Raw genomic sequence first — 21,618 nt, forward strand, 5'->3', positions numbered from 1 at the left:
ATCTCAAAAAAGTCCGGTGAACACGGCATTGGTATAGCCGATGGCGAGCTTGCCGGGGTTGGTGTAGACCAGCGGCACGGTCACCGACGCACCCGGAGCGATGGTATCGGCCGCCAGCGTGCTCAGTGTGATATAGGGCACGCTGCCGCGCGCGCCGCTGGCATTGTCGAGCGTAACGCCCGCCGGCAGCCCGTCGAGCGTCAGCTGGAATGGCCCCGTCAGCGCGGCGTTGCTGGTGTTGGTCAGCGTGATCGACGCGCCGTACTTGCCGGTGATGCGGTTCCACGCCAGGCCCGAACGCTGCAGGGAGAAGCTGGACGTCACATCGAGGTTCGCGCCATCGATCGCCACCTTGCCGGAGCCCGCGGTGGCCAGGTTGTGCGATTTCACTTCGTCGAACGATGCGCCCGGCCGGTAGGTGTACGTGGGGGTCCAGCCCAGCACGTTCGTGTACGGCCCCACCGTGAAACCGCTCTTCGTGGCGGCGGCCAGCACGTTGGCCCAGTTCGATTCCAGCGCCGCCCGCGCCGCGGCCTCGATCTCGGCGGAAGCGGGCACGCCGTTGATCCACGAGCCCACGTCCTTGAACTGGTAGCCGTTCAGGTTCGACACCACTTTCGACGCGTACGTTGCGGGGTTCGGACCGCTGATTTCGAACGCGTTCGACTCGGACAGGATCTTCGATTCCGCGCCCATGCCGATGAAGTAGCCCAGGCGGTAGTCGGTGGCGGCCGTGTCGCCCCGGTAGTAGTTGTTGTAGACGTGGATGCGGCCGAAGCGGGCGCGCGGCGCGCGCTGCGTGATGTTCTGCCACACGTTGTTATGGAAGGTCAGCCGGTTGAACTCGCGTTCCTTCACGCCGTTCTGGTCGCCCGAGCCGCCCACCATGTTCGTCTTGTCGTGGTTCTTGAACACGTTGTACGAAATGGTGACGTAGTCGCTGCTGTCCTCGATGTCGATCAGGCCGTCGAAGCGGTTGACGCGCGACGTGACGCCGTTGATGGTCACGATTTCCTCGGCCTGCGCGCGGTCGGTCAGCGTGCAGTGGTCGATCCACAGCTGCTTGCCGGTCACCACGGAAATAGCCTTGAAGCTCGAATCCCAGCTGCCCTTGCCGTCCCAGCTCGGCGTCAGGTCCGCCGGCGCCTGCAGTTCCAGGTTGCGGATGATGATGTTGCTGGTGGCGTTGATCGAGAAGTAGCCATCGACCAGCCGGGCGTCGCGCCCCACGCCGACGATCGTGGTATTGGACGGCACGATGAACTGGATCTGCGTTTTCTGCAGCCGGCGCAGCGTGGTGCGCGCGGAACTGAGCGCCGAGATGCGCGCGCGCAGCGCGATCGCTTCCGGGTCGCCCTGGGCCACGAGGGTCGCCAGATTCGCCATGAAGGCCGTGTCCAGGCTTTGCAGGTACAGGTTGAAGTCCCACTTGGCGGCCGTGGTGTTGATGGACTTGTAGTACGCCTCGTCCGCCAGCTGGCCGTTGCCCAGGTCGGTGCCGTGGATCGTGCCGGCGATGCGGATGATCTTCGGTTCCCGCTTGGCCGCCGCAGGATCGCTCGCATAGGTCGGGCTGTTGGCGTTCGCCAGGGCGGCATTGAGTTCGGCCCAGTTGCGCACCACGTAGATATTGGTGGCCGGGGCGCCCGCCCCACCCGTGGTGCCCGCGCCCTGCGATGCCCAGCCCGTGGCCGGGGCGGCCAGCGCCCGTGGCGCCGCGGCTAGCTGCGACAAGGTGCGCAACGCCGCGCCCGCGGCCTTCGGCGCCGCGGCGGCCGTCGGCCCGGTTGCCGGGTCCGTGCCCGCCTCGCCGCCGCAGCCCTGCATGGCCAGCGCAACGGCCAGCATGCCGAATGCTGTCCGGCATGGCAATCCCGCCGGGGTGGATCGGGTATGTCGTGTCTCCATATTCGCCTCCTTCAAGGTCATTATTGGTCAGGCCAGTATAGATTTGGCTCGACCAAAAATGGCGCAACTGGCGAAAAACGTACCGCGGACTGGTGAATAAAAATACAATTTATCAACGACTTGATCGTTTGCTGCCCGGTCAAACGTTTTCAGCGTTGTTTTGCAGTGCATGTCGCTTCCATGCCGTTCCGAGGTCTGCGCCGCGCCAGAGCAGCCATGCGCGAAACCGCCTGCACCGCGTTTTGCAAGTGCCGCAGCATGCCGCCCGGCTCGACGGCCTCGCGCAAGGTGCAGTGGTTCCACGACACGGCATCTTGCCAGCCCACGGATCTGCATGAAATCGCTTACAATCCATAAGCGATTTGACTTAAACAACCTCATGAAGGGTGAACCATGCAGCGATATGCGACAGGACTGATCGGCTTCGGTCTCGGTGGCGCCATCTTCCACGCCCCGATGATCGCCGCCGTGCCGGGTTTGCGGCTGGCTCGCATTGCCAGCCGCAGCGCGCAGGCGGAAGCCTTGCAGCCCTATCCCGGCGTGCAGCGCGACGATACGCCACAAGCCATGCTGGACGATCCGGACATCGCGCTGGTGGTCGTGTGCACGCCGAACGCCAGCCATTACGCGCTCGCCAGGGCTGCGCTGGAGGCCGGCAAGCACGTGGTGGTGGACAAGCCGTTCGTGCTGTCCTCCAGCGAGGGCGACGAACTGGTGGCCCTCGCCGCGGAGAAAGGCCTGAAGCTCGGCGTGTACCACAACCGCCGCTGGGACGGCGATTTCCTCACGCTGCGCCGGTCGATCGAATCCGGCGAACTGGGTGCGATCCACACGTATCGCGCGCATTTCGACCGCTATGCGCCGCAAGTGAAGGTGCGCTGGAAGGAACAGGCGCAGCCGGGCGCCGGCGTGCTGTGGGACCTTGGCTCGCACCTGATCGACCAGGCGCTGCAGCTGTTCGGCATGCCGCGGTCCGTCACGGCCCACCTGTGGGTGCAGCGCGACGGCGCGCAGGTCGAGGACGCGTTCGAGCTGGTGCTGGACCATGGCGCCACGACGTCGGTGCTGCACGCCGGCGCGCTGGTACGCGCACCCGGCCCGCGCTACCAGGTGCATGGCACGCTGGGCAGCTTCGTCAAGTACGGCATCGATCCGCAGGAAGACGCGCTGAAGGCCGGCATGCGGCCGGGCGATGCCGGCTGGGGCCGCGAGGCGCCCGATGCGTGGGCCACCGTCACGGCGGCGGACGGATCGCGCCGCACCGTGGAAACCCTCCCCGGCGCATATGAATCCTTTTATCGCGGCGTGTACGAGGCCATCGCCGAGGGCAAGGAAGTACCCGTGCAGCCGCGCGAGGCGGTGGACGTGATCCGGGTGATCGAGCTCGCGCTGCGCAGCCACCAGGAACGCCGCACCATCGATGCCGCCGAAGGAGAACGCCATGCAGGATGATTACGCCACGTTGTTGCAGGAACTCGCCCTCGAGGAACAGCAACTGCAGTTCACGGCGTTCTCGAACGCCGACGCGCTGCGCCTCGGCACCGCGCTCGTCGAGCGCGCGCGCGCGCTGGGCAAGGCCATCACGGTCGACATCGCGCGCAACGGCCACCAGCTGTTCCATCACGCGATGGACGGCACGTCGCCGGACAATGTGAACTGGGTGCGCCGCAAGAACAACGTGGTGCAGCGCTTCGGGCGCAGCTCCTGGCACGTCGGCACGCAGTACCGCAGCAAGGGCAAGACTTTCGAAGCGGACAGCGGCACCGATGCCGCGGACTTCGCGGCGCACGGCGGCGCCTTCCCCCTGCTCCTGCGCGGTACGGGCGTGATCGGCACGATCACCGTCTCGGGCCTGCCGCAAAAGGAGGACCACGAGCTGCTGACCGCCGTGCTGCGGGAGTACCTGGACGCGCCGCGGTGAGCGCGCGGATGTGTGAACAGATGCGTGAACAGCCGAGCGAACAGGGATGAACGAACAAGGATGAACGAACAACAAGCGCTGCCGCAGGCGCGGCGGCTGGACGCGATCTGCGTCTACCTCGCCCAGCACTACCGCATCGGCATCGAGGACATCTGCCGCTTGTTCGACGTGACGCGCGATACCGCCCGCCGCGACGTGGTGCGGCTCGATGCGGACGGGCGCGTGCTGCGCGTGCGCGGCGGCGCCGTGCTGCCGCCGCAGGGCGGGCAGGTGCGCCAGTACCGGGACCGCGGCGGTACCTCGTCCGCCAGGCAGGCGATCGGCGCCGCGGCCGCCGCGCTGATCCGCGACGGCGAACGGGTCCTGTTCGACACCTCGACCACGGTATCGGAAGTCGCCCGCGCGCTGACGGCATCGCCGCTGCACGCGGTGACCAACTCCATCGACATCGCCGAAGCCCTGGCCGGGCGCGATGGCGTGGAACTGCACCTGACCGGGGGCCGCTTCAATCCCTGGCAGCGCAGCCTCGAAGGCGCGCAGGCGCGGCTGGGCCTCGCGCATTTCCAGTTCGACAAGCTGGTGCTCGGCGCGTGCGCCATCGACCCGCAAGGGCTCACCTGCCCGTCGGACGAGGAAAGCTCGCTGAAGAAAGCGATGATGCGCCAGGCCAGCCAGGTCATCGTGGTGGCCGATGCAACGAAGTTCGGCAAGGCGTTCCTGCACCGGCTGTGCGCATTCGACGCCATCGATGTGCTGGTCACGGATGCGGCGCCACCCGGCGCCGTGATGGCGGCGCTGGAAACGGTCGGTGTGGCGGTCGTGCTGGCGGATGGCCCGCTGGGGTAAGCTGCGTGCCGCCAGCCGGAGCCGCATGGAACCGGCGCCGGAGAGGCCAGGACGCATGCCCGAATACCATATCGGCGCGGCGACAGTATTTTTCCCGGCTATAACCGGAAGCATCACTCTTGCGTAGCGGACAAGCATATACTCCCTGAATCCGTTTCATGACGCGAGCGGCACCGCGATCCCCGATGAGCAGCATGCGCAGCAAGACCTTCTACCTTTTCGGCTTGCTCGCCGCATTTGCGGTGATCCTGCTCGCCCCTTTCCTTGCCTATCGCGAAGCGCAACGCCGCGCCTATGAAACGGAAGCCGAGCTGGCGCTGGCCTATGCGCGCGACGTGGGGCACCGCACCGATGAAGCGGCGCGCCAGGCATTCCTCGGCATCGGGCGGCTCAAGCGTGCCGGTTTCACGGACTGCACCCCGGAAGCCCAGGCATTGATGCGGCAGATCGATCTTTCGTCGACCTATCTGCAGGCGATCGGGCAGGTGCGCGGCGGTGTCATCGTCTGCTCCTCCGTCGGCTCGACCCGGATTCCACTGGGCGCCCGGACCTTCGAAACCGCGGCCGGCGTGCGGGTTTACCTGCACGTGCCGGTCGATGGCATGGGCCCCGCTTCACTGCTGGGCCTGGAACGCGACGGCTATGCGGTACTCGTCCATAGCGACCTGCCGCTCGACACATCCGGTGCCAAGTCGGGTACTTCCATCGCGATCTTCCACGTCGACCAGCCAGCCGGCTCGCCGCCCGCGGTCGCCAGGGGGCGCGTCTCGCCGAGCTGGCGCGCGCATCTGCGGGACCGGCGCGAGGTGACATTCGTCGACGACACCCATCTGGTCGCCATCGTCCGTTCCACGAAAAGCGCGACGGTCGCCCTCGCCGCGCTCCCCTCTTCGCAACTGCATGAGCGCGAGAAGGCCAACGCATGGCGGCTCGTGCCCGCCGGTTTCGCCGGAGGACTGGCGTTCGCCGCGGCGATCCTGCTGCTGGCGCGGCGCCAGATGTCCGTCGCGGCGGCGCTGCGCTACGCCCTCCGGCACGACGAGTTTTTCGTCGTCTATCAACCGTTGGTGAACCTGCAGACCGGCCGGCTGGTCGGCGCCGAGGCCCTGCTGCGCATGCGTCGCGGCACCGGCGAATTGATCGGCCCCGACCTGTTCATACCGATCGCAGAGGAACATGGCCTGGTCGGCAAGCTCACGGAACGCCTGCTGTCGCTGATCGCGCGCGACATCGGCCTGTTCCTGTCGGAACATCCGGACTTCCATATCGCCGTCAACATCGCCGCGGCGGACCTGCACTCGGAAAACCTCCCATCGATGCTCGATGATTTCCTGGCACGCACGCATGCCAGTCCGAGCAACCTGGTCATCGAGATCACCGAACGCGCTTTCGTCGACCCGGACCTGGCGCGGCGAACCATTGCCCGGCTGCGCGAGCGCGGGATCGAGGTCGCGATCGATGATTTCGGCACGGGCTACTCGAGCCTGTCGCAACTCGAATCGCTCGACCTGGACCTGCTGAAGATCGACCGTGTGTTCATCCAGTCCATCGGCACCGGCGCACCGACCAGCCAGGTGGTCGGCTACATCATCGCGATGGCGCAGCGGATCGGCCTGCGCATGGTGGCCGAAGGCGTGGAAACGGAAGAGCAGGCTTCGTTCATGCGCGAGCATGGCGTCGACGTCGCGCAGGGGTGGTTGTATGGCAGGCCGATGGCGTTCGATGCGCTCGAGCGCGAATATCTCGCCAGGCAGGCGGAGCTCGCCGAGCGCTGAAGGAGCCGGCCCTTGCTGCCGGGCCGGCGATGGATCAGGAGGTCATGCGCTCCAGCCACCTGCGTGCAACGCGCTCGGCGTCGTCATAGGCCGCCACGCGAAGAAACGCCCGATGCGCGTGCGCGGGCAGGCTGCCGCCGCTGCGATCGAGCCACGCGAGCCGCTCGCCGTCCGTCAGCGTGGACCACCAGCCCGCCACGATACCGGGATCGGCTTCGTGCGCGGGAAAGACATCGCCGCCGACCTCCTCGCCGTCGGCATGCAGCCGCAGGCGCCAGCCGCCGCCATGGCTTTCCGGACGGGGCGTGATTTCATACGTGTAGCGCATGCAGGGCCCCGTCAAAAAGGGTCGTGTCCGCGGTTGCGCGCCCGATGCCCGGGCAAGGAAAGTGGATAGCGAATCGCATGTCTGGCCGAGGAGTGGAAATCCCCTGCCTAGCAAAAACCGTGCAACGCCGCGTACGACAGGCGGACGGCGACGCGGGGCCGATCGCGCACGGTGGCACTGTAAGAATTGCCGACACCGGGCATGGCGCCTGCGGCCGATCGCGACCGGCGCTGCGCCGGCGCGATCGGCCCTGCCGCCCCTACCAGCAGTTCTCGAATGCCAGGCCGACCGTGTAGCCGCTCAGCGCCTTGCCGAAGATGCCGTTCGCGGCCAGCGGATCGCGGTCCGCCGCGGCGGCGCGGGCCGCGTCGTTCCACCGCGCATGCGTGAAGAACAGGCGCAGTTCCGGGCGGTCGAAGTAGCCGCGCCCAGAAGAAAGCGCGACGGCGCCGGTGAACTTGGTCAGCCGCCGCACAGCCCCAAGCTCCGGCGCTACCCGGTCGTGGCCGATGTCGGCCAGCAGCTTGACATGATCGGCGAGGCCGTACGACACGCGCCCACCCGCGCTGGCCCACGTTTTCGCCTTTGCCGGGTCGTGCGCGGTGTCGCGCTGCCAGACCGCGACGAGCTCGGCGCCGAGCCGTCCGCTGACCTGCGCCTGCCAGCCTTCGACGATGCGCAGCCGGTGCACATCGCTGCCGTTGCCCGTATCGCCGGTCGCGCCGTTGTCGGCGCCCGCACCGGTGCCCCACTGCAGCGCGAGCCGGTTTTCGCCCATGCCGAACACATTCTTCTGCCGGTGCTGCACGGTGAGCATCGAGCCGCCATGGCGGTCGCCCGCGCCGTTGCCGTTGCCGTGGATGAGCGTGAGCCCCAGTTCCAGCGACCCGCCCGCATTCACGTTCAAGCCGCGCAACTGCAGGTCGTGCCGGCTGGCGGCGTCGCCAACCTGCATGTTCGGCATGGTTTCCCGGTCATCGTGCAGGAAGGCATAGCTGAACTGCAGGCCGCCGATCCGCACGTTCTCGATGCCGCCGCCCAGGCCGGACGGATTCCAGTACATGAAGTCGGTGATGTGCGTCGATTCGCGTTTGTAGTAGCGGCGCCCCGCCCACAGCGTCGCGCCGCCGAGGGCGGCGAGGTTTTCCAGCGCCAGGTAGGCCTGCGGCAGGCCGATGGTCCAGCCGCCCTGCGGCCGCCGCGCATTGCTGGACGCGGCATCGTTGCCCAGGTTGAGCATTGCATAGCCCTTGAGCGCCGAACCGTCCGTACCGCGCTGCAGTTGCTGGCCGAGCAGCAGCTCGCCATAGACGCCGCATTCGTTGCCCAGCCGGTATTTCGATTCCGCGCCGGCCAGGCCGAAGCAGGTTTGCCCGCCGTGTGCGGAATTGACGCCGGCGTTGGCACGCAGGTAGGGTTCGATGTCCAAGGCGGCGGCCGGCAATGCCTGCGCAAGCGCGAGCAGTGCCAGCGCGATGATATTCATGCGCATGTGGTCTCCTGGTTGTAGTGTCCGTGCACAGTCCGTGGCCGCGCGAAGGCACGGCAAATGCGGGGCCCGTCCCGCCGCGGCGGCAAGGCCCCGGCAGGTCGTTCGGTCGGACTGGATGGGTGCGTCGCCCCGGCCGTGCCGGGCGGCTCAGGCCGCGGGCACGCCGTGCCGGGCGGCCTGCGGGATTACTGGCGGTCCGCCAGCAGGGCGTCGGCTTGCTGCGCCGTCGGGGCGTATGGCCCCGCGTGCATGGCGGCCACGGCGGCCACGGCCGCGATGCGTTCGAGCTGGCGCGGCGCCGGCATGTCCGGATGCAGCAGCATGCCGCTGATCCAGCCCGCCATCGCCGCATCGCCGCAGCCCACGGTGTCGACGACCGCCACACGGCGCGCGGGCGCTTCGAGCACACGGTCGCCGCTGACCAGGCACAGCCCGTCGGCGCCCCGCGTGAGCAGGATGTCGGCACGCGGCGCGAGTGCGCGCAGCGCGCCCAGCGCGGCCTGCGGCGCCAGGGCCGGGAACAGGCCCGCCAGGTCTTCGTCGGATACCTTGATGAAGCTGGCGATCGACGCGACCAGCTCGAAGGTGGGCCGGTAGGCCGGGTCGCGCATGCCGTCGCGGAAATTCGGATCGAACGCGATGCGCCGGCCGGCACGGTGCGCCGCGACGGCCTGCTCCACCAGGCGCTGCGCCAGCGGCTGGCGCGCCAGCGACAGGCTGCCCAGGTGGATCACCTCGGCGGCGTCCAGCCAGCCGGCCGGCAGTTGCGACGGCTGGAAATGCAGGTCCGCGGTGTTCTCGCCCAGGAAGACATAGCGCGGCGGATGGCGCGACGTCACCATGGCAACGAACGGCGGCGCATCGACGCGCTGCAGGAAGCGCCCGTCCAGGCCGGCCTGCGCGCCGGCCGCGGCGATCTCGTCGCCGAAGGCGTCGTTGCTCACCGCGCCCGCATAGCCGGTGTGGAGGCCGAGGCGCGCACCGACCCGCGCCACGTTCCAGCACGAGCCGCCGGGATGCGAGTGCCAGGTGCCGTCGTCCTGGCGGATCATGTCGGTCAGCGCTTCGCCAAAGACCACGTAGCGGGGAAACGACTGGGGAAACGCGTGGAGAGATTCGAGCTGTTGCATGGTCAGTTTGCCTGTTGTTGGTGACGCCATTTGTCCAGCATGACGGCCAGCACGATGACCGCCCCCTTCGCCACGTACTGCCAGAACGACGAGAGGCCGAGGATCGTCAGGCCGTTGTTGAGGAGGGCGATGATCAGCGCGCCGATGACCGTGCCCCAGATCGTTCCCACGCCGCCCATCAGGCTCGTGCCGCCCAGCACCACGGCGGCGATCGCATCCAGCTCGTAGCCCGAGCCCCAGTTGCCGTTCGCGCCATACAGCCGGCTGGCGGACATGGCGCCCGCGGTGCCCGCGCACAGGCCGGAAAACGCGTACACGAAGACCATGACGACGCCGACCTTGATACCGGTCAGCCGCGCCGCCTGCGCATTGCCGCCCACCGCGTAGATGTGCATGCCGAGCACCGTGCGGCGCAGGATGAACCATGCGGCCAGCACCAGCGCGGCGGCGACCCACACGAGCCACGGCAGGCCGGCGAAGGAATCGTTGCCGATCCACTCGAAGCTGGGGATCTCGCGGTTCAGGATCGTGGTGCCGTCGGCCAGCAGGTAGGCGGCGCCGCGCAGCGCGGTCATCGTACCCAGCGTGACGACGAAGGGATTGATGCGGAAGACGGCCACCAGCAGGCCGTTGAGCAGGCCCATGCCGAGGCCGGCCAGCAGGAAGACGGGCAGCGACAGCGCCGGCGCGTTGCCCGGCAGCGAGGCGATCATGCCGAGCACCGCCGACACGGCGAGCACGGAGCCCACCGACAGGTCGATGCCGCCGGTGAGGATCACGAACGTCATGCCGGTGGCGAGCACCAGGTTGATCGACGTCTGGCGCAGCACGTTCATCGTGTTGGCCGAGGTGGCGAAATTGGAGATGCCGTCCTCGGCGAAATAGCCGGTCAGGAAGTAGAACACGATGTACAGCGCCACGAGCACCGGCAGCATGCCGAGCGTGGCGAACATGCGCGAGATGGCCTGGCCGATGCCGCCGGCCAGGGGCCCGCCGCCATGGCGCGGCAACGGGGACGCGGGAGTTGCGATGGTCTCTGTATCGGTGAGCATGATGTCTCCTTATGCGGCCTGGGCCAGGGTGGCCAGCGCCATGATGTTTTCCTGGGTGATGCGTTCGCCTTGCAGTTCGCCGGCCAGCGCGCCTTCGCGCATGACCAGTACCCGGTCGCACACGCCGATGATCTCGGCCAGCTCGCTCGAGATGCACAGCACGGCGACGCCCGCATCGGCAAGTTCGTGGATGATCCGGTAGATCTCGTGCTTGGCGCCGATGTCGACGCCGCGCGTGGGCTCGTCGAGGATCAGCACGCGCGGCCCGATGGCCAGCCAGCGCGCCAGCAGCAGCTTTTGCTGGTTGCCGCCGGACAGGCCGCCGATGATGCCCGCGGGCCCGGCGCCCCGGGCGGACAGCCGGGCGATGGCATCCCGGGTGACCTGCAGCAGCTCGCCGTGCCGCAACACGCCGCAGCGCGCATGGGCGCCGAGCACGTTCATCGTCACGTTCGCCAGCAGCGACTGCTGCAGGAACAGCCCCTGCCCCTTGCGGTCTTCCGGCACGTAGGCGATGCCCAGCCGGATGGCATCGGCCGGCTCGCGGATCGTCACGGGGCTGCCGTCGACCTCGATCGTTCCGCCGGCCATCCGGTCGGCGCCGAACACGAGGCGCGCCAGCTCGGTGCGCCCCGCGCCGACCAGGCCGGCAAGCCCGACGATCTCGCCGGCGCGCACTTCCAGCGATGCCGGATGCACCTTCGCGCCGTGCACGCCGCACAGTTTGAGCCGCACGGCGCCAGGCGCGCGCTGCCGGGCGTGCTCGTAGAACCCGCCGAGCTCCCGGCCGACCATCATGCGCACGACCGTGTCCGGCGTGGCTTCCCCGCGATCCAGCTCGCCGATCCAGGTGCCGTCGCGCAGCACGGTCACGCGGTCGGCCAGCATGCGCACCTCGGCCATGCGGTGGCTGATGTAGATGATCGCGATGCCGCGCGCGCGCAGGTCCCGCATCACGTCGAACAGGCGCTCGGTCTCGCGCTCGGACAGGGCCGCCGTCGGCTCATCCATGATCAGCACACGGCTCTCGTGCACCAGCGCCCGCGCGATCTCGACCTGCTGCTGGTCGGCGATGGACAGGCCGCTCGCAATGCGTGTCGGCGCGAACGTCGCCCCCAGGCTGCGCAGCACCTGTGCGGCGCGCCGGTTCATCTGCGCGGTGTCGACGATGCCGAAACGCCCGCGCGGCTCCGCGCCCATGAAGATGTTCTGGGCGACGGTGAGGTTCGGCGCCACCGACAGTTCCTGGTAAATCAGGTTGATGCCGCAGGCGCGCGCATCGGCCGGGCAGGCAATCCGCACGGGCTTGCCGCCGACGCGGATCTCGCCGGCATCGGGCTGGTACACGCCCGCGAGGATCTTCATCAGGGTGCTTTTGCCCGCGCCGTTCTCGCCCATCAGCGCGTGGATTTCGCCGGGCCGGATGGTGAGCTGCACGCCGTCGAGCACCGTGACGGCGCCGAACCGCTTGCGGATGCCGGATACGTCGAGCACCGGCTGTGGAATTACGCTTGCCATGTCTCCTCCAGTGAGGTTCTTGTGATGTGTTGTTCGGGCACGGCCGCGTGGCCTGCCCGGGAAAGTGCGCCCACTAATGGCTGGCCCAGCCCCGGTAGGACGCCACGTTTTCCTTTGTGATCGCCGGTGTCGGGATCAGCACGGTCGGGTTCTTCGGCCGCCTGCCCTGCATGATCCCGTAGCCGATCTCGATGGCCATGGTGGCCATCCGGTACGGGTCCTGCGCGGTGGTGACGGCGAAGATGCTGTTCTTCGACCGGAGCGCGGCTTCCGCGTCGGGCGCGCCATCGACGGATGCGACCATCCGCACGTCGGCGCGCCCGGCCTGCTTGACGGCCAGTTCGGCGCCGATCGCGGAAGGATCGTTGATCGCGAAGACGGCGTCGATCCGGCGGTGCGCGATCAGGAGATTGGTCATCACTTCCATGCCGCCATCGAGACTGCCCTTCGCATCCTGGTTGTCGGACACGACGCGGATAGCGGTACCGGCGAACGCCTGCCGGCAGCCGGCCACGCGCGCGATCACGGCGGTGACGGGCGGGCCGTTGACGATCACCACGTTGCCCTTGCCTTCCAGGCGCTGCACGATGCGCCTGCACGACTCGAGGCCGGCCATCGTGTTGTCGGACATGATGGTGGCATCGGCATTGTCGGCACCCACGTCGACCGCCATCACGACGATGCCGGCGTCGCGGGCCTTGCGCAGCACGGGTGCGATGCCCTTCGGATCGGTCGCATTGACGACGAGGATGTCGACCTTGTTGGCGATGAAGTTCTCGATCTGCCCGACCTGCGTATGGAGGTCGTACTTGCTCGACACGGTCACCACCCTGGCCCTGGGCCCGCCGATCTTCCTTGCCGCGTCGCCCGCGCCTTTGCCGATGGCCACGAAATAGGGATTGGCAAGATCGCTGACGGCCACGCCCACCGACTTCAGGGGGCGCTCCGCGCGAGCCGCGCCGCCCATGGCCATGGCGGCGGCTGCGATGCACGCAAACAGTGCTTGTCTCTTCATTGCTGGTCTCCGGATGAGTTAAGGCGCGGGCACCGGCGGGTGCGGCCCCGGTGCCGTTGTCCGGCACCTTGCCCTGTTCGTGATTCTGCTGTCACGAGCGAACTTTACACGTGTCGACTTTTTCGCGTCAACTGATTTTTTTACAACACCGTTGCGCATTCCGGACAGCATCCGTTTCCGGAAAAATCGCCCGGCAGCGTGCCCAGGCTTCGCCTGCCGGCCTGCCTCGACCGTAACAACGCCGTGACTTGGCAGGCTCTACTTGCACACGAGTATTTTTGCTATGATGGTGCGCCGTTGCGGCATTGCATGGCCCGACCATGCGCGGCACACAGCCTCGGACAGCTGCCCGATCGCCAACATTACACGTGTCAACACAATTGATGAAAACTGTGAAGAATGCCGCGTCCGCCGCGCGGAATCAGGCGCCCCGTGGCCCCGTCACCATGCACGATGTCGCCGCGCTGGCCGGCGTATCGCGCGCCACGGTATCGAAGTATTTCAACGACGGCGAAGGGCTGAAGCCGGACACGCGGGCGCGCATCCTGCAGGCATGCCGCGACCTGGAATACGTGCCCGACCCGCATGCGACGAGCCTCGTGAGGGGGCGCTCGCGCACCGTCGGCGTGATCCTCCCCGTGATCAACGAACCTTTTTTCGCGGAGGCCCTGCGCGCGATCGAGCAGAAGGCCAAGATACTGGGCATGGACGTGATCATCCAGTGCTCGTACGACGATCCGGCCGAGGAAGCGGCGGCGCTGATGACGATGCGTTCGATGAAGGTGGCGGGCGTGGTGCTCACCGCGGTGGCATCGCGGCAGAACCTGGACCTGCTGCGGCGGCTGGAGCAGGAGATGCACATCGTCTACCTGGACAGCTATGTGCATGAAGACTGCGACTACGTGATGAACGACAACCGGCAAAGCATGGCGATGGTCACGCGCTACCTGCTCGGCCGCGGCTACTGGCCGGCTTTCCTGGGCGCCCCGCCGGTCGCGCATCCGTCGCCGGCGGAAAGGCTGGCCGGCTACCTGGACGCGATGGCCGAAGCCGGCAGGCCGCCGCTGGTCCTGCCGGCCGGCACGCAGCCGACATGGGATTTCGAAGGCTACGGCTTCCGGACCGTCCTTGACTGGCTGTCCAGCGGCGCGTGGCAGCGCGCCGGCGCCACCGCCCTCGCCTGCGGCACCGACCGGCTCGCGATCGGCGCGATGTCGGCATGCCGGCGCTTCGGCCTGGAGCCCGGCAAGGACCTGGCCATCGCCGGGCACGACGACCTGCCGATTTCCGCCTACCTGCACCCGCCCCTGACCACGTTCAGGCAGGACGTGGCGGCCATCGGCATGGCCGCCATGGAATGCCTGCAGGCCCGGCTCGATGGCGCCGGCAGCACGCCCTACCGCAAGCGCTTCGGCGGCGGGATCGTGCCGCGGGAATCGGCATAGCGGCACGCCGCGGCATGGCGCGGCATGGCGCGGGCGCCGGCGCCTACTGGAAGCTCATGCGCACCCCCACGCGATAGGTGCGCCCGACCGCGTCGTAGATCGCCGGGTTGAGCGCAAGGCTCAGGTTCGTCTGCGGGACAAGCACCGGATCGCGGTCGGCCAGGTTGTCGATCTTGAAGTAGGCGTTCACCCCTTTCGAGATCGCGTAGCTGCCGCCGAAGTCGATGTACACGGCACCGGGCATGTGGTTGTCGAAAATGGTCGGATGGGCGGCGGTCGGCAGCGGGCAGTTCGTCTGGCATTCGATGTATTCGTTGTTGAACACGCCCGAGCTGATCCAGCGTTCGGTCAGGGTCAGTCCCAGTTTGCCGCCCAGCAGGCCGTCCCACGACTGCGACAGCAGCGCCTTCCATTTCGGCGTGGCGCCCGTCATGTTGCCGGCGCCTTCGCTCGGCGTCGTGCCCGGCACACCCGGGTCGGAAATCGCGTGGATCGTGCGCGAGGCGAGGCCGCGCAGCGTCACGCTGCCCGGCAGGCCGAACTCGCCCAGGTTCCTGCGCCAGGCCGCTTCGATATCGACGCCGCGCGTGTGCAGCGACGCGAAGTTGAAGCTCTGCGCCAGCACGTAGTTCGTGCCCGCCGGGCCGTCGATCGAGACGGCGGAGCACACTTCCTGGTTGCCGCCGTAGCACAGGTCCACCTCCTGCTGCGGGTTCAGGGAACTGATCACGTTCCTCACCTTGATGTCGAAATAATCGACCGACACGTTGAAGTTGCGCGCCCAGCCCGGCTGGCTCAGCACGATCCCGAACGAATTGTTGCGCGCCGTTTCCGGCTTCAGGTTCGGGTTGCCCACGTTGCGCTGCTGAATCTGGATCGACGAGCCCTGCGCGTTGTTCACCGCCTGGTTCGTCACGGTCATGGCCGCGTACAGTTCGGAGAGGTTGGGCGCACGCACGTCCTGCGAGCTCACGGCCCGCAGGCGCAGGCCATCCACCGGCGTCTGCCAGGTGGCGCCCAGCTTCCACGCGCGCGCGTGCCCGGCCGTGCTGTACTTTTCCTCCCGGTCGGCGATGTTCAGGTTCGCTTCGCCCAGCGTGGCCGACTTCAGGAACGGGATGTTCAGTTCCACATAGGCTTCCTTCACGTTGAAGCTGCCCTTGCCGTTGTGGTAATTGCCTGCGAACCAGTTGTCGCCCGTGGCGGACAGTGTGGGGTCCAGCGGATGGCTGGCGGTGTAGGGGGACGCGTATTCCACGCCGGCGCCATACGGATCGCCACGCACCGCGTAGCTCTCGCGGCGGTATTCGGCGCCGAACGCCATCGAGATGGGGCCGGCCCATCCTTGTGCGAGTTCGCCGCTGAAGTTGACGCTGGCCACGTTCTGGCGCGAATCCGTGTGCTGCATCGGGCCGTTCGCAGGCGCGATGTAATTCCAGCCCGCGAGGTCGATCGGCACGTCGCCGAAGATGTTGACCGGCTGGCAGCCCGCGGCGCGGGCGTCCGCGCTGCGGCACACGACCTGGCCCGTGGCCGGATCCCGGACGGCGTCGATCGCGAAGTTGTAGCGCCGGTTCAGCGTGATGTCGCGCACGTGGATCACGGTGGTGTTCTCGCCATGCTCGGCATAGGCGTCGTACGACCAGTCCTTGCCGAACGGGGAGAATTTTCCGTTGGCGCCCACGACGAAGCGGCGCTGCGTGCGGGTGGGGTGCACATTGATGTTGGCCGGGAACTGCGCGTTCGCCGTACCGACGTTCATGGTGCCGCCCGGGTAGCCGGCGGCACAGCCCGCGGCGACCGATGCGGGCAGGAAGGCGTTGTCGCAGCGGATCGCGAGGTTGCCCTGCTTGGCGGCACCCGGATTCGGCGAGAACGCCGATTTCACCTGCGCCCAGTTGCCGGTCACGTAGATTTCGTTGTCCGCGTTGAGGTTCCACGACAGGCGGCCATAAGCCACCTGGCGCTTGAAGTTCATCGCCAGGTTCGTGCCCGCGCCCACGCTGCCGGAGCGGTCGCCGCCGATGCAGAAATTGCCGACGCAATCCGTGCCGTACTCGAACGGATACGGCGTGCCGCCGGGACCGAACGCCGTACCGCGCAGCGGTCCGTTCGTGATCAGGCCATACTTTGCATACTGGATGTGCTGCGCATGGGTGATGCTCCTGTAGCGGGGCATGCCGGCGGCCTGCATTTCCCTCGTCGATTCCTGCAGGGCGGGATTGTTGTACCACGTGCGGCCATTGGCGCCCACTTCGCCGAACCCCGGCGAATCGATGCCGTTCTGTTTCGTGAACTCGCCGCTGACCGTCACGTGCAGGCGGCCGTCCAGGAATCCCCTGCCCCACGCGCCTTGCAGCGTGCCGCTCTTGTCGTCGTCGTATTTCGTCATGCCGCCGGCCACGTTGGCTTTGAAACCGGTGAACTTCTTGTCGGTGATGAAGTTGACCACGCCGCCGATCGCATCCGATCCGTAGGATGCCGAGGCGCCACCGGTCACCACGTCGACGCGCTTGACCAGCAGTTGCGGGAACTGGCTCACGTCGGTGATGCCGGTGACGTTGGCGCCGACCACGCGCTGCCCGTCCAGCAGCGTCAGCGTGCGGATCGTGCCCAGGCCGCGCAGGGAAAGAGAGGAAAGCCCCTGGATGCCGCTGGACGTGCTGAACGTGTTCGTGGTGCGGCCCGTGCTGCCCTGCAGGGCCGGCAGCTCGACCAGCGATTCGAACATGTTCGGCTTGGCCGCCTTGTCGAAATCGGCGGACGTGAGGCTCGTGGTCGGCGTGGGCTGCGTGAAGCCGCGCGCGGCGATCCGCGAGCCCGATACGACCACCGTATTCGCGGCGCTCGTTGCCTCGGGCGCGGATGAGGATGCGGGTTCGGTTGCCGCAGCCACGGGGGCAGTCGCCGGCTTGCCGTCATCCGGCTGTGCGCCGGCCGCCGGCGTTACGGGCTGGGCTTCCTGGGCGTGGCCGGGCATGGCCAGGATGCCGCAGGCGCTGGCCACGGCAAGGTTGACCAGCGTACGTTTCAAGGGGGTGTGCATGTCGTCTCCAGTGTTTTTTATGACGGCGCGAGTGGATGCGGCGGCACGCGCCATGCGTGTGCCGCTCCCTCTGGCCTTGTCGTGCAGATCTGCTTACAAGGCCTGCTGGCGTTTCGGCTGCAGGTAGCCGTGCATGCCCAGCCAGCGCACGTAACCATCGAACCAGCCCGTGCTGGTGGTGGTTTTCGGGTACATGCCGAAGCCATGGCCGCCCTGCTCGAACAGGTGGAATTCGACCGGGCGTTTCGCGCCGCGCCAGCTGTCGACGAGGCCGTAGCCGGCATTGGCGAAGAACGGATCGTCCGCGGCGAGGGCGACGAACAGGGGCGGCGCATCCGCCGGCACGGTGACCGCCGCCAGCGGGCCGTAGACGTTGCCGATGAACGCCGGCTTCGCATCCTGCCCATGCAGCGCCGTGGACATGGTCAGCATGGCACCGGCGGAGAAGCCGAGCATGCCGATGCGGTCGGCGTCCACATGCCATGCGCCGGCACGCGAACGCACGAGGGCGAACGCGGCCCGTGCATCCGCGATCTGCGGCGCATACGTGGTGGCCGGGTCTTGCGGCGCCGGCGGCCGCTTCGCGGTTGCCGAGAACATTTCCGCCATCGAGCGTTCGAATCCGGCCATGTCCGCCGGTGTCTGGTTCAGGCGGTACTTCAGCACGAACGCGGCCACGCCCCTGTCGGCCAGCGCCCTGGCGACATCCCACCCTTCATTGTTCATCGACAGCGTGCGGAAGCCCCCGCCCGGCGCCACGATCACCGCGGCGCCCGTGGCCTTCCCTGCCGCCGGCAGGAATGGCGTCAGCGTGGCGACGGTGACGTTGCGCGCGAACGTGCTGCCATACTGGGTGTGCCAGCTTTCGGACGCGGTCGCACCGGGCAGCGGGCCGGTACCCAGCACGATCGCCTCCGGCTGCTGCGGCACCGGAATCGGCACCATCCTGTCGTTCTGCGCCATTACGGGGGACGCCAGCGCCCATGCAATCGCCAATGCGCCGGCAGCCCGTCCCGTTGCGCGCAAAGTCGCGGCCTGCCCTTGTAACTGTTTCCCGTTCATCGCTATCTCCTGTTTTTTTAATTGGTCAGGCACGCCGCAATGCACGTGCCGCCCTCAAAGATAGCGCAAACATTTATGGTACGGCGATGTTAGTGACAATGTTGCAAAGAAGGCACACGCGCCCTGGAATCGTCCTGGGTCGGCGCGCTTATGCTGAAAACGTTGTCACAGAGCGAGGAACAGTTATAGCCGGCGGGTGGAAACGTCACCGATATGATATTTTCGATATCGGTTCCGACAAAAAAGTGATTGGCAGTTTTGGTACGAATAGGGCAGAAACAAGGCTACTTGTCTAGATAACGCTACCAAAAACCACCGCGAATACCTTGTTTCCGATCGCTCAGCGCACGGCCTTGCGCAAGCCGGCAGGCAGCGCATCGACCGGGCAGTAGCGATAGGCGGTGCTGTCGCGGCCGATCGTTTGCGTGAAGGCCAGCGCATCATCCACCTTCACCTTCTGGCGCTGCGTGAAGCGCTTGCCGGGGCCGGCGCCCGCATCGATGCAGCTCTGGTCGACCGTGTAGGTGACCGTATCGTTGCCGCGCTTGCGCGACTTGACGACAGCCTTGCAAGCTCGCGTATGTGCCGTGCTCAAACCCTTGCCGTCGTATTGCCGGATGGCGGCGTTGGCAGGCGACTCGCAGGATGACCCGGCGGCGACATAGATGCCGGGTTTCAGGCGATACACGCCGCCGGGCCCGGGCGACGTGTCCGCGCTGGCGCCGGCCATGCCGGATACGCCCAGTGCCGCCGCGCACGCCACGATCGTGGCGGCCAGGCGGGTGGTCAGCTTTGCTGGCTTGCTCATGGTTTCTCCGTTACGATGAAACGGCCGAGCTTACAGCGGTTCGCGGCACCCCGCATCCCGCAATCGTGCGGTCGTGTCACCCTGGTGCGGGGGGCTGCGAACCCTGTGTCGTTCAGGACCTGTGCCATCAGAACCTGTGAGTCAGCGACACCCGGAACGATCGCGATTCGACCGGGTGGAAATGGATGTCTTCCACCGCTTCGACTTCCCCTGCCAGCCGCGACTCGTAGAAATAATCGATCGCCGATGCGCGCCGGTTGGCCAGGTTGAACCCTTCCAGTTCGACGTGGGTCGCCTTGCCGATGCGGTAGCCGATGCGGCCGTTCAGCGTGGTCGTGGCTTTCGAGCGCACGCTGTCGTCCTCGACCAGTGGGCGCGGGCCGAACCAGCGCAGGCGCAGCGCGCCGGACCAGGGCCCTGCCGGTGTGACGGTCGCCGCGAACTGCGCCACGCCTTCCACCGCGCCGGGGATGCGGTCGCCCGCTGGGTCGGCATCGCGGAAGCGCGCCCGCGCGTACGCGAGATCAGCGTCCAGCGACAACCATTTCACGGGCTTGTAGTAGTTCGAGAACTCGATGCCATGGCGGCGGCTCGGCCGCCCCGCCTCCGTGGTGCCCGCATCGCCGACGAACAGCAGTTCGGAATCCATGTCCAGGCGGTACAGCGACAGCGATGTTTGCAGACCGCGGATCCACTCGCTGCGCACGCCCAGGTCCAGCCCTTTCGTGCGTGCCAGCGGCGTGACACGGTCGGCCGGCTCGCCGTTTTTCGGATCCACCGCGATCACCGTGCCGCGCGCGTCGTTGCTGTGGAAGCCCGTGCCGGCGTTGACATAGAACTCCGTCCGCGCCCATGGCCCGAACACGAGGCTGAGGCTGGGCGAGACGATGTTGTCGCTGGTAGTGCCGGCGTTGACGGCGTTGTCGCCGTGGACGTCGAACCGGTAGCGGTCCGCCCGCAGTCCGGCCACCGTGCGGAACACAGGGCTCCAGCGGGCCTGGTTTTCCAGGTAGACGGCACCGCTGGTTTCGACGATGTGGTCCTGGCGGGTCGTGCCGATCACCTGGCGCGCTTTCGTGCGGTAAAGGCCGTTATGGATGTTGTCGTTCTGCGCGGCGAGTCCGACGGTGGTGGTGGAAGCGATGTCGCCGCCATGGTGGTGCCAAGAATAGCTGGCGTCGATGCCGGAGGTGACGCGGCGGTCCGGCTGCGCGAACTGGTCGCCGTTGACCGGGTCGTCCAGGAAGTACGTGAAGTTCGAGAACAGTTCCAGGCGGTTCGCGATCATGTACGCGGAGACTTTCGCGCTGCTGTCGTCGTCGCTGCGCTGCCATTTGCCGGACAGACTGTAGCGGTGTGCGCTGCCGCCGTCGGTGGCGTCGATCGCATCGAAGCGGCCCAGCGTGCCGTTGTCGACGGCGCGCTGCGGGATCTGGTCGGTGGCGTTCCATCTGGCGCGGTACACCATCGCGGTGATGGAAAAGCCGTTGTTCTCGAAGCCTTCGCTATAGCGCAGTACGCCGTTTATCTTGCGGTAGTTGTCGCCACGGGTGAACGGACCGTCGTTGTGCATCGTCTCCAGCCCGTACAGCAGGTTGCCGTCGCCGACATCCGGCGACGCGGCGATCATCACTCGGGCGTAGCCGTTCTGGCCGGCCGTGACGTTGGCGATGCCGGACGTGAGCCGGTTGACATACGTGAGTTCGGTGGCTCCCGCCGAAGCGAAGTCTCCCGATGACGCCGAATATGGGCCCTTCTTGTAGTCGAGCCGGCCGGCCAGTTCAGGGATCACGAAATTCAGGTCGGTCCAGCCCTGCCCGTGCGCATGGCTGCGCTGGTTGACCGGCATGCCGTCGACGGTCGTGCGCAGGTCGGTACCGTGATCGAGATTGAAGCCGCGCAGGTAGAACTGGTTCGCCTTGCCCTCGCCGCTGTGCTGGCTGACCACGAGGCCCGGGGTGGCCTCCAGCAGTTCGCCGGGACGGTAGGTGGTGCGAGCTTGCAGCTGGCTCTGCGTGACCGTGCCTGCAGCGGCCGAATCGGCCTCGCCGAGCTGGCTGATACGCGATGCCTCCACCAGCACACGCTGGAATGGCGGATCGTCCGCATGGGCAGCAAAGGACATGACTGCAAGGGCGACAGGCAGGAGCCCGGTTTTCATCGGAAGGATTTTCATGAAGTGAATGACGCGGCAATAACCGTGCGTGCGCGCCGCGCGGGCATACGCCTCGGGCTGGTCGGACAACACGGGAAAACAAAACGGTCGATGGCA

16 protein-coding genes are annotated in these 21,618 nt (G+C 67.3%); 5 read left to right on the forward strand and 11 right to left on the reverse strand.

Annotated features, from left to right (window positions below):
- Positions 1 to 3: 3 nt before the first annotated feature.
- Positions 4 to 1,908 carry a pectate lyase family protein gene (locus ACY65G_RS19895; protein WP_464999029.1) on the reverse strand — a complete coding sequence of 635 codons (1,905 nt, stop codon included), beginning with the start codon at positions 1,906 to 1,908 and terminating at the stop codon, positions 4 to 6.
- 393 nt (positions 1,909 to 2,301) lie between these two features.
- Between ACY65G_RS19895 and ACY65G_RS19900 the strand changes: the two genes are divergently transcribed.
- From ACY65G_RS19900 to ACY65G_RS19915, 4 genes are all read left to right on the forward strand, one after another.
- Positions 2,302 to 3,360 carry an oxidoreductase gene (locus ACY65G_RS19900; protein WP_464999030.1) on the forward strand — a complete coding sequence of 353 codons (1,059 nt, stop codon included), beginning with the start codon at positions 2,302 to 2,304 and terminating at the stop codon, positions 3,358 to 3,360.
- A complete protein-coding gene (locus ACY65G_RS19905) occupies positions 3,350 to 3,829 on the forward strand; it encodes a heme-degrading domain-containing protein (protein ID WP_464999031.1) in 480 nt (159 codons plus the stop codon). The genes ACY65G_RS19900 and ACY65G_RS19905 overlap by 11 nt, the downstream gene beginning before the upstream one ends.
- Positions 3,830 to 3,889: 60 nt before the next feature.
- Entirely contained in the window at positions 3,890 to 4,675 is a 786-nt protein-coding gene (locus ACY65G_RS19910; RefSeq protein ID WP_464999032.1) for a DeoR/GlpR family DNA-binding transcription regulator, read from the forward strand.
- A gap of 194 nt (positions 4,676 to 4,869) precedes the next feature.
- A complete protein-coding gene (locus tag ACY65G_RS19915) occupies positions 4,870 to 6,450 on the forward strand; it encodes an EAL domain-containing protein (RefSeq protein ID WP_464999033.1) in 1,581 nt (526 codons plus the stop codon).
- A gap of 34 nt (positions 6,451 to 6,484) precedes the next feature.
- On the opposite strand, the gene ACY65G_RS19920 is transcribed toward ACY65G_RS19915, so the two are convergent.
- The 6 genes from ACY65G_RS19920 to ACY65G_RS19945 form a co-directional block, all read right to left on the reverse strand.
- Positions 6,485 to 6,793 carry a hypothetical protein gene (locus tag ACY65G_RS19920; RefSeq protein WP_464999034.1) on the reverse strand — a complete coding sequence of 103 codons (309 nt, stop codon included), beginning with the start codon at positions 6,791 to 6,793 and terminating at the stop codon, positions 6,485 to 6,487.
- A gap of 244 nt (positions 6,794 to 7,037) precedes the next feature.
- Positions 7,038 to 8,270 carry a carbohydrate porin gene (locus tag ACY65G_RS19925; protein WP_464999035.1) on the reverse strand — a complete coding sequence of 411 codons (1,233 nt, stop codon included), beginning with the start codon at positions 8,268 to 8,270 and terminating at the stop codon, positions 7,038 to 7,040.
- Between the two features lie 185 nt (positions 8,271 to 8,455).
- Entirely contained in the window at positions 8,456 to 9,400 is a 945-nt protein-coding gene (locus tag ACY65G_RS19930) for a carbohydrate kinase family protein (protein ID WP_464999036.1), read from the reverse strand.
- 2 nt (positions 9,401 to 9,402) lie between these two features.
- Positions 9,403 to 10,353, reverse strand: a complete 951-nt coding sequence (locus ACY65G_RS19935; RefSeq protein ID WP_464999261.1) for an ABC transporter permease subunit — start codon at positions 10,351 to 10,353, stop codon at positions 9,403 to 9,405.
- Positions 10,354 to 10,461: 108 nt separating this feature from the next.
- The gene (locus ACY65G_RS19940) at positions 10,462 to 11,970 is read right to left on the reverse strand and encodes a sugar ABC transporter ATP-binding protein (RefSeq protein ID WP_464999037.1); all 1,509 of its coding nucleotides are present in this window, start codon (positions 11,968 to 11,970) and stop codon (positions 10,462 to 10,464) included.
- 73 nt (positions 11,971 to 12,043) lie between these two features.
- On the reverse strand, positions 12,044 to 12,985 hold the full coding sequence (locus ACY65G_RS19945; RefSeq protein WP_464999038.1) for an ABC transporter substrate-binding protein: 942 nt from the start codon (positions 12,983 to 12,985) through the stop codon (positions 12,044 to 12,046).
- A gap of 383 nt (positions 12,986 to 13,368) precedes the next feature.
- Between ACY65G_RS19945 and ACY65G_RS19950 the strand changes: the two genes are divergently transcribed.
- Entirely contained in the window at positions 13,369 to 14,430 is a 1,062-nt protein-coding gene (locus ACY65G_RS19950) for a LacI family DNA-binding transcriptional regulator (protein WP_464999039.1), read from the forward strand.
- A gap of 43 nt (positions 14,431 to 14,473) precedes the next feature.
- Here the strand turns inward: ACY65G_RS19950 and ACY65G_RS19955 are convergent, their stop codons facing one another.
- The 4 genes from ACY65G_RS19955 to ACY65G_RS19970 all read right to left on the reverse strand — a co-directional run bounded on the left by ACY65G_RS19955 (position 14,474) and on the right by ACY65G_RS19970 (position 21,507).
- Complete coding sequence (locus ACY65G_RS19955; RefSeq protein ID WP_464999040.1) at positions 14,474 to 17,476, reverse strand: TonB-dependent receptor plug domain-containing protein; 3,003 nt, start codon at positions 17,474 to 17,476, stop codon at positions 14,474 to 14,476.
- Between the two features lie 93 nt (positions 17,477 to 17,569).
- Positions 17,570 to 18,538 carry an alpha/beta hydrolase gene (locus ACY65G_RS19960; protein WP_464999041.1) on the reverse strand — a complete coding sequence of 323 codons (969 nt, stop codon included), beginning with the start codon at positions 18,536 to 18,538 and terminating at the stop codon, positions 17,570 to 17,572.
- 340 nt (positions 18,539 to 18,878) lie between these two features.
- Positions 18,879 to 19,346: a hypothetical protein gene (locus ACY65G_RS19965; protein WP_464999042.1), complete on the reverse strand. Its 468-nt coding sequence runs from the start codon at positions 19,344 to 19,346 to the stop codon at positions 18,879 to 18,881.
- 127 nt (positions 19,347 to 19,473) lie between these two features.
- A complete protein-coding gene (locus tag ACY65G_RS19970) occupies positions 19,474 to 21,507 on the reverse strand; it encodes a TonB-dependent receptor (RefSeq protein ID WP_464999043.1) in 2,034 nt (677 codons plus the stop codon).
- Between the last annotated feature and the right edge of the window lie 111 nt (positions 21,508 to 21,618).

The sequence above is a fragment of the Pseudoduganella sp. jia 12 genome (assembly GCF_055502675.1).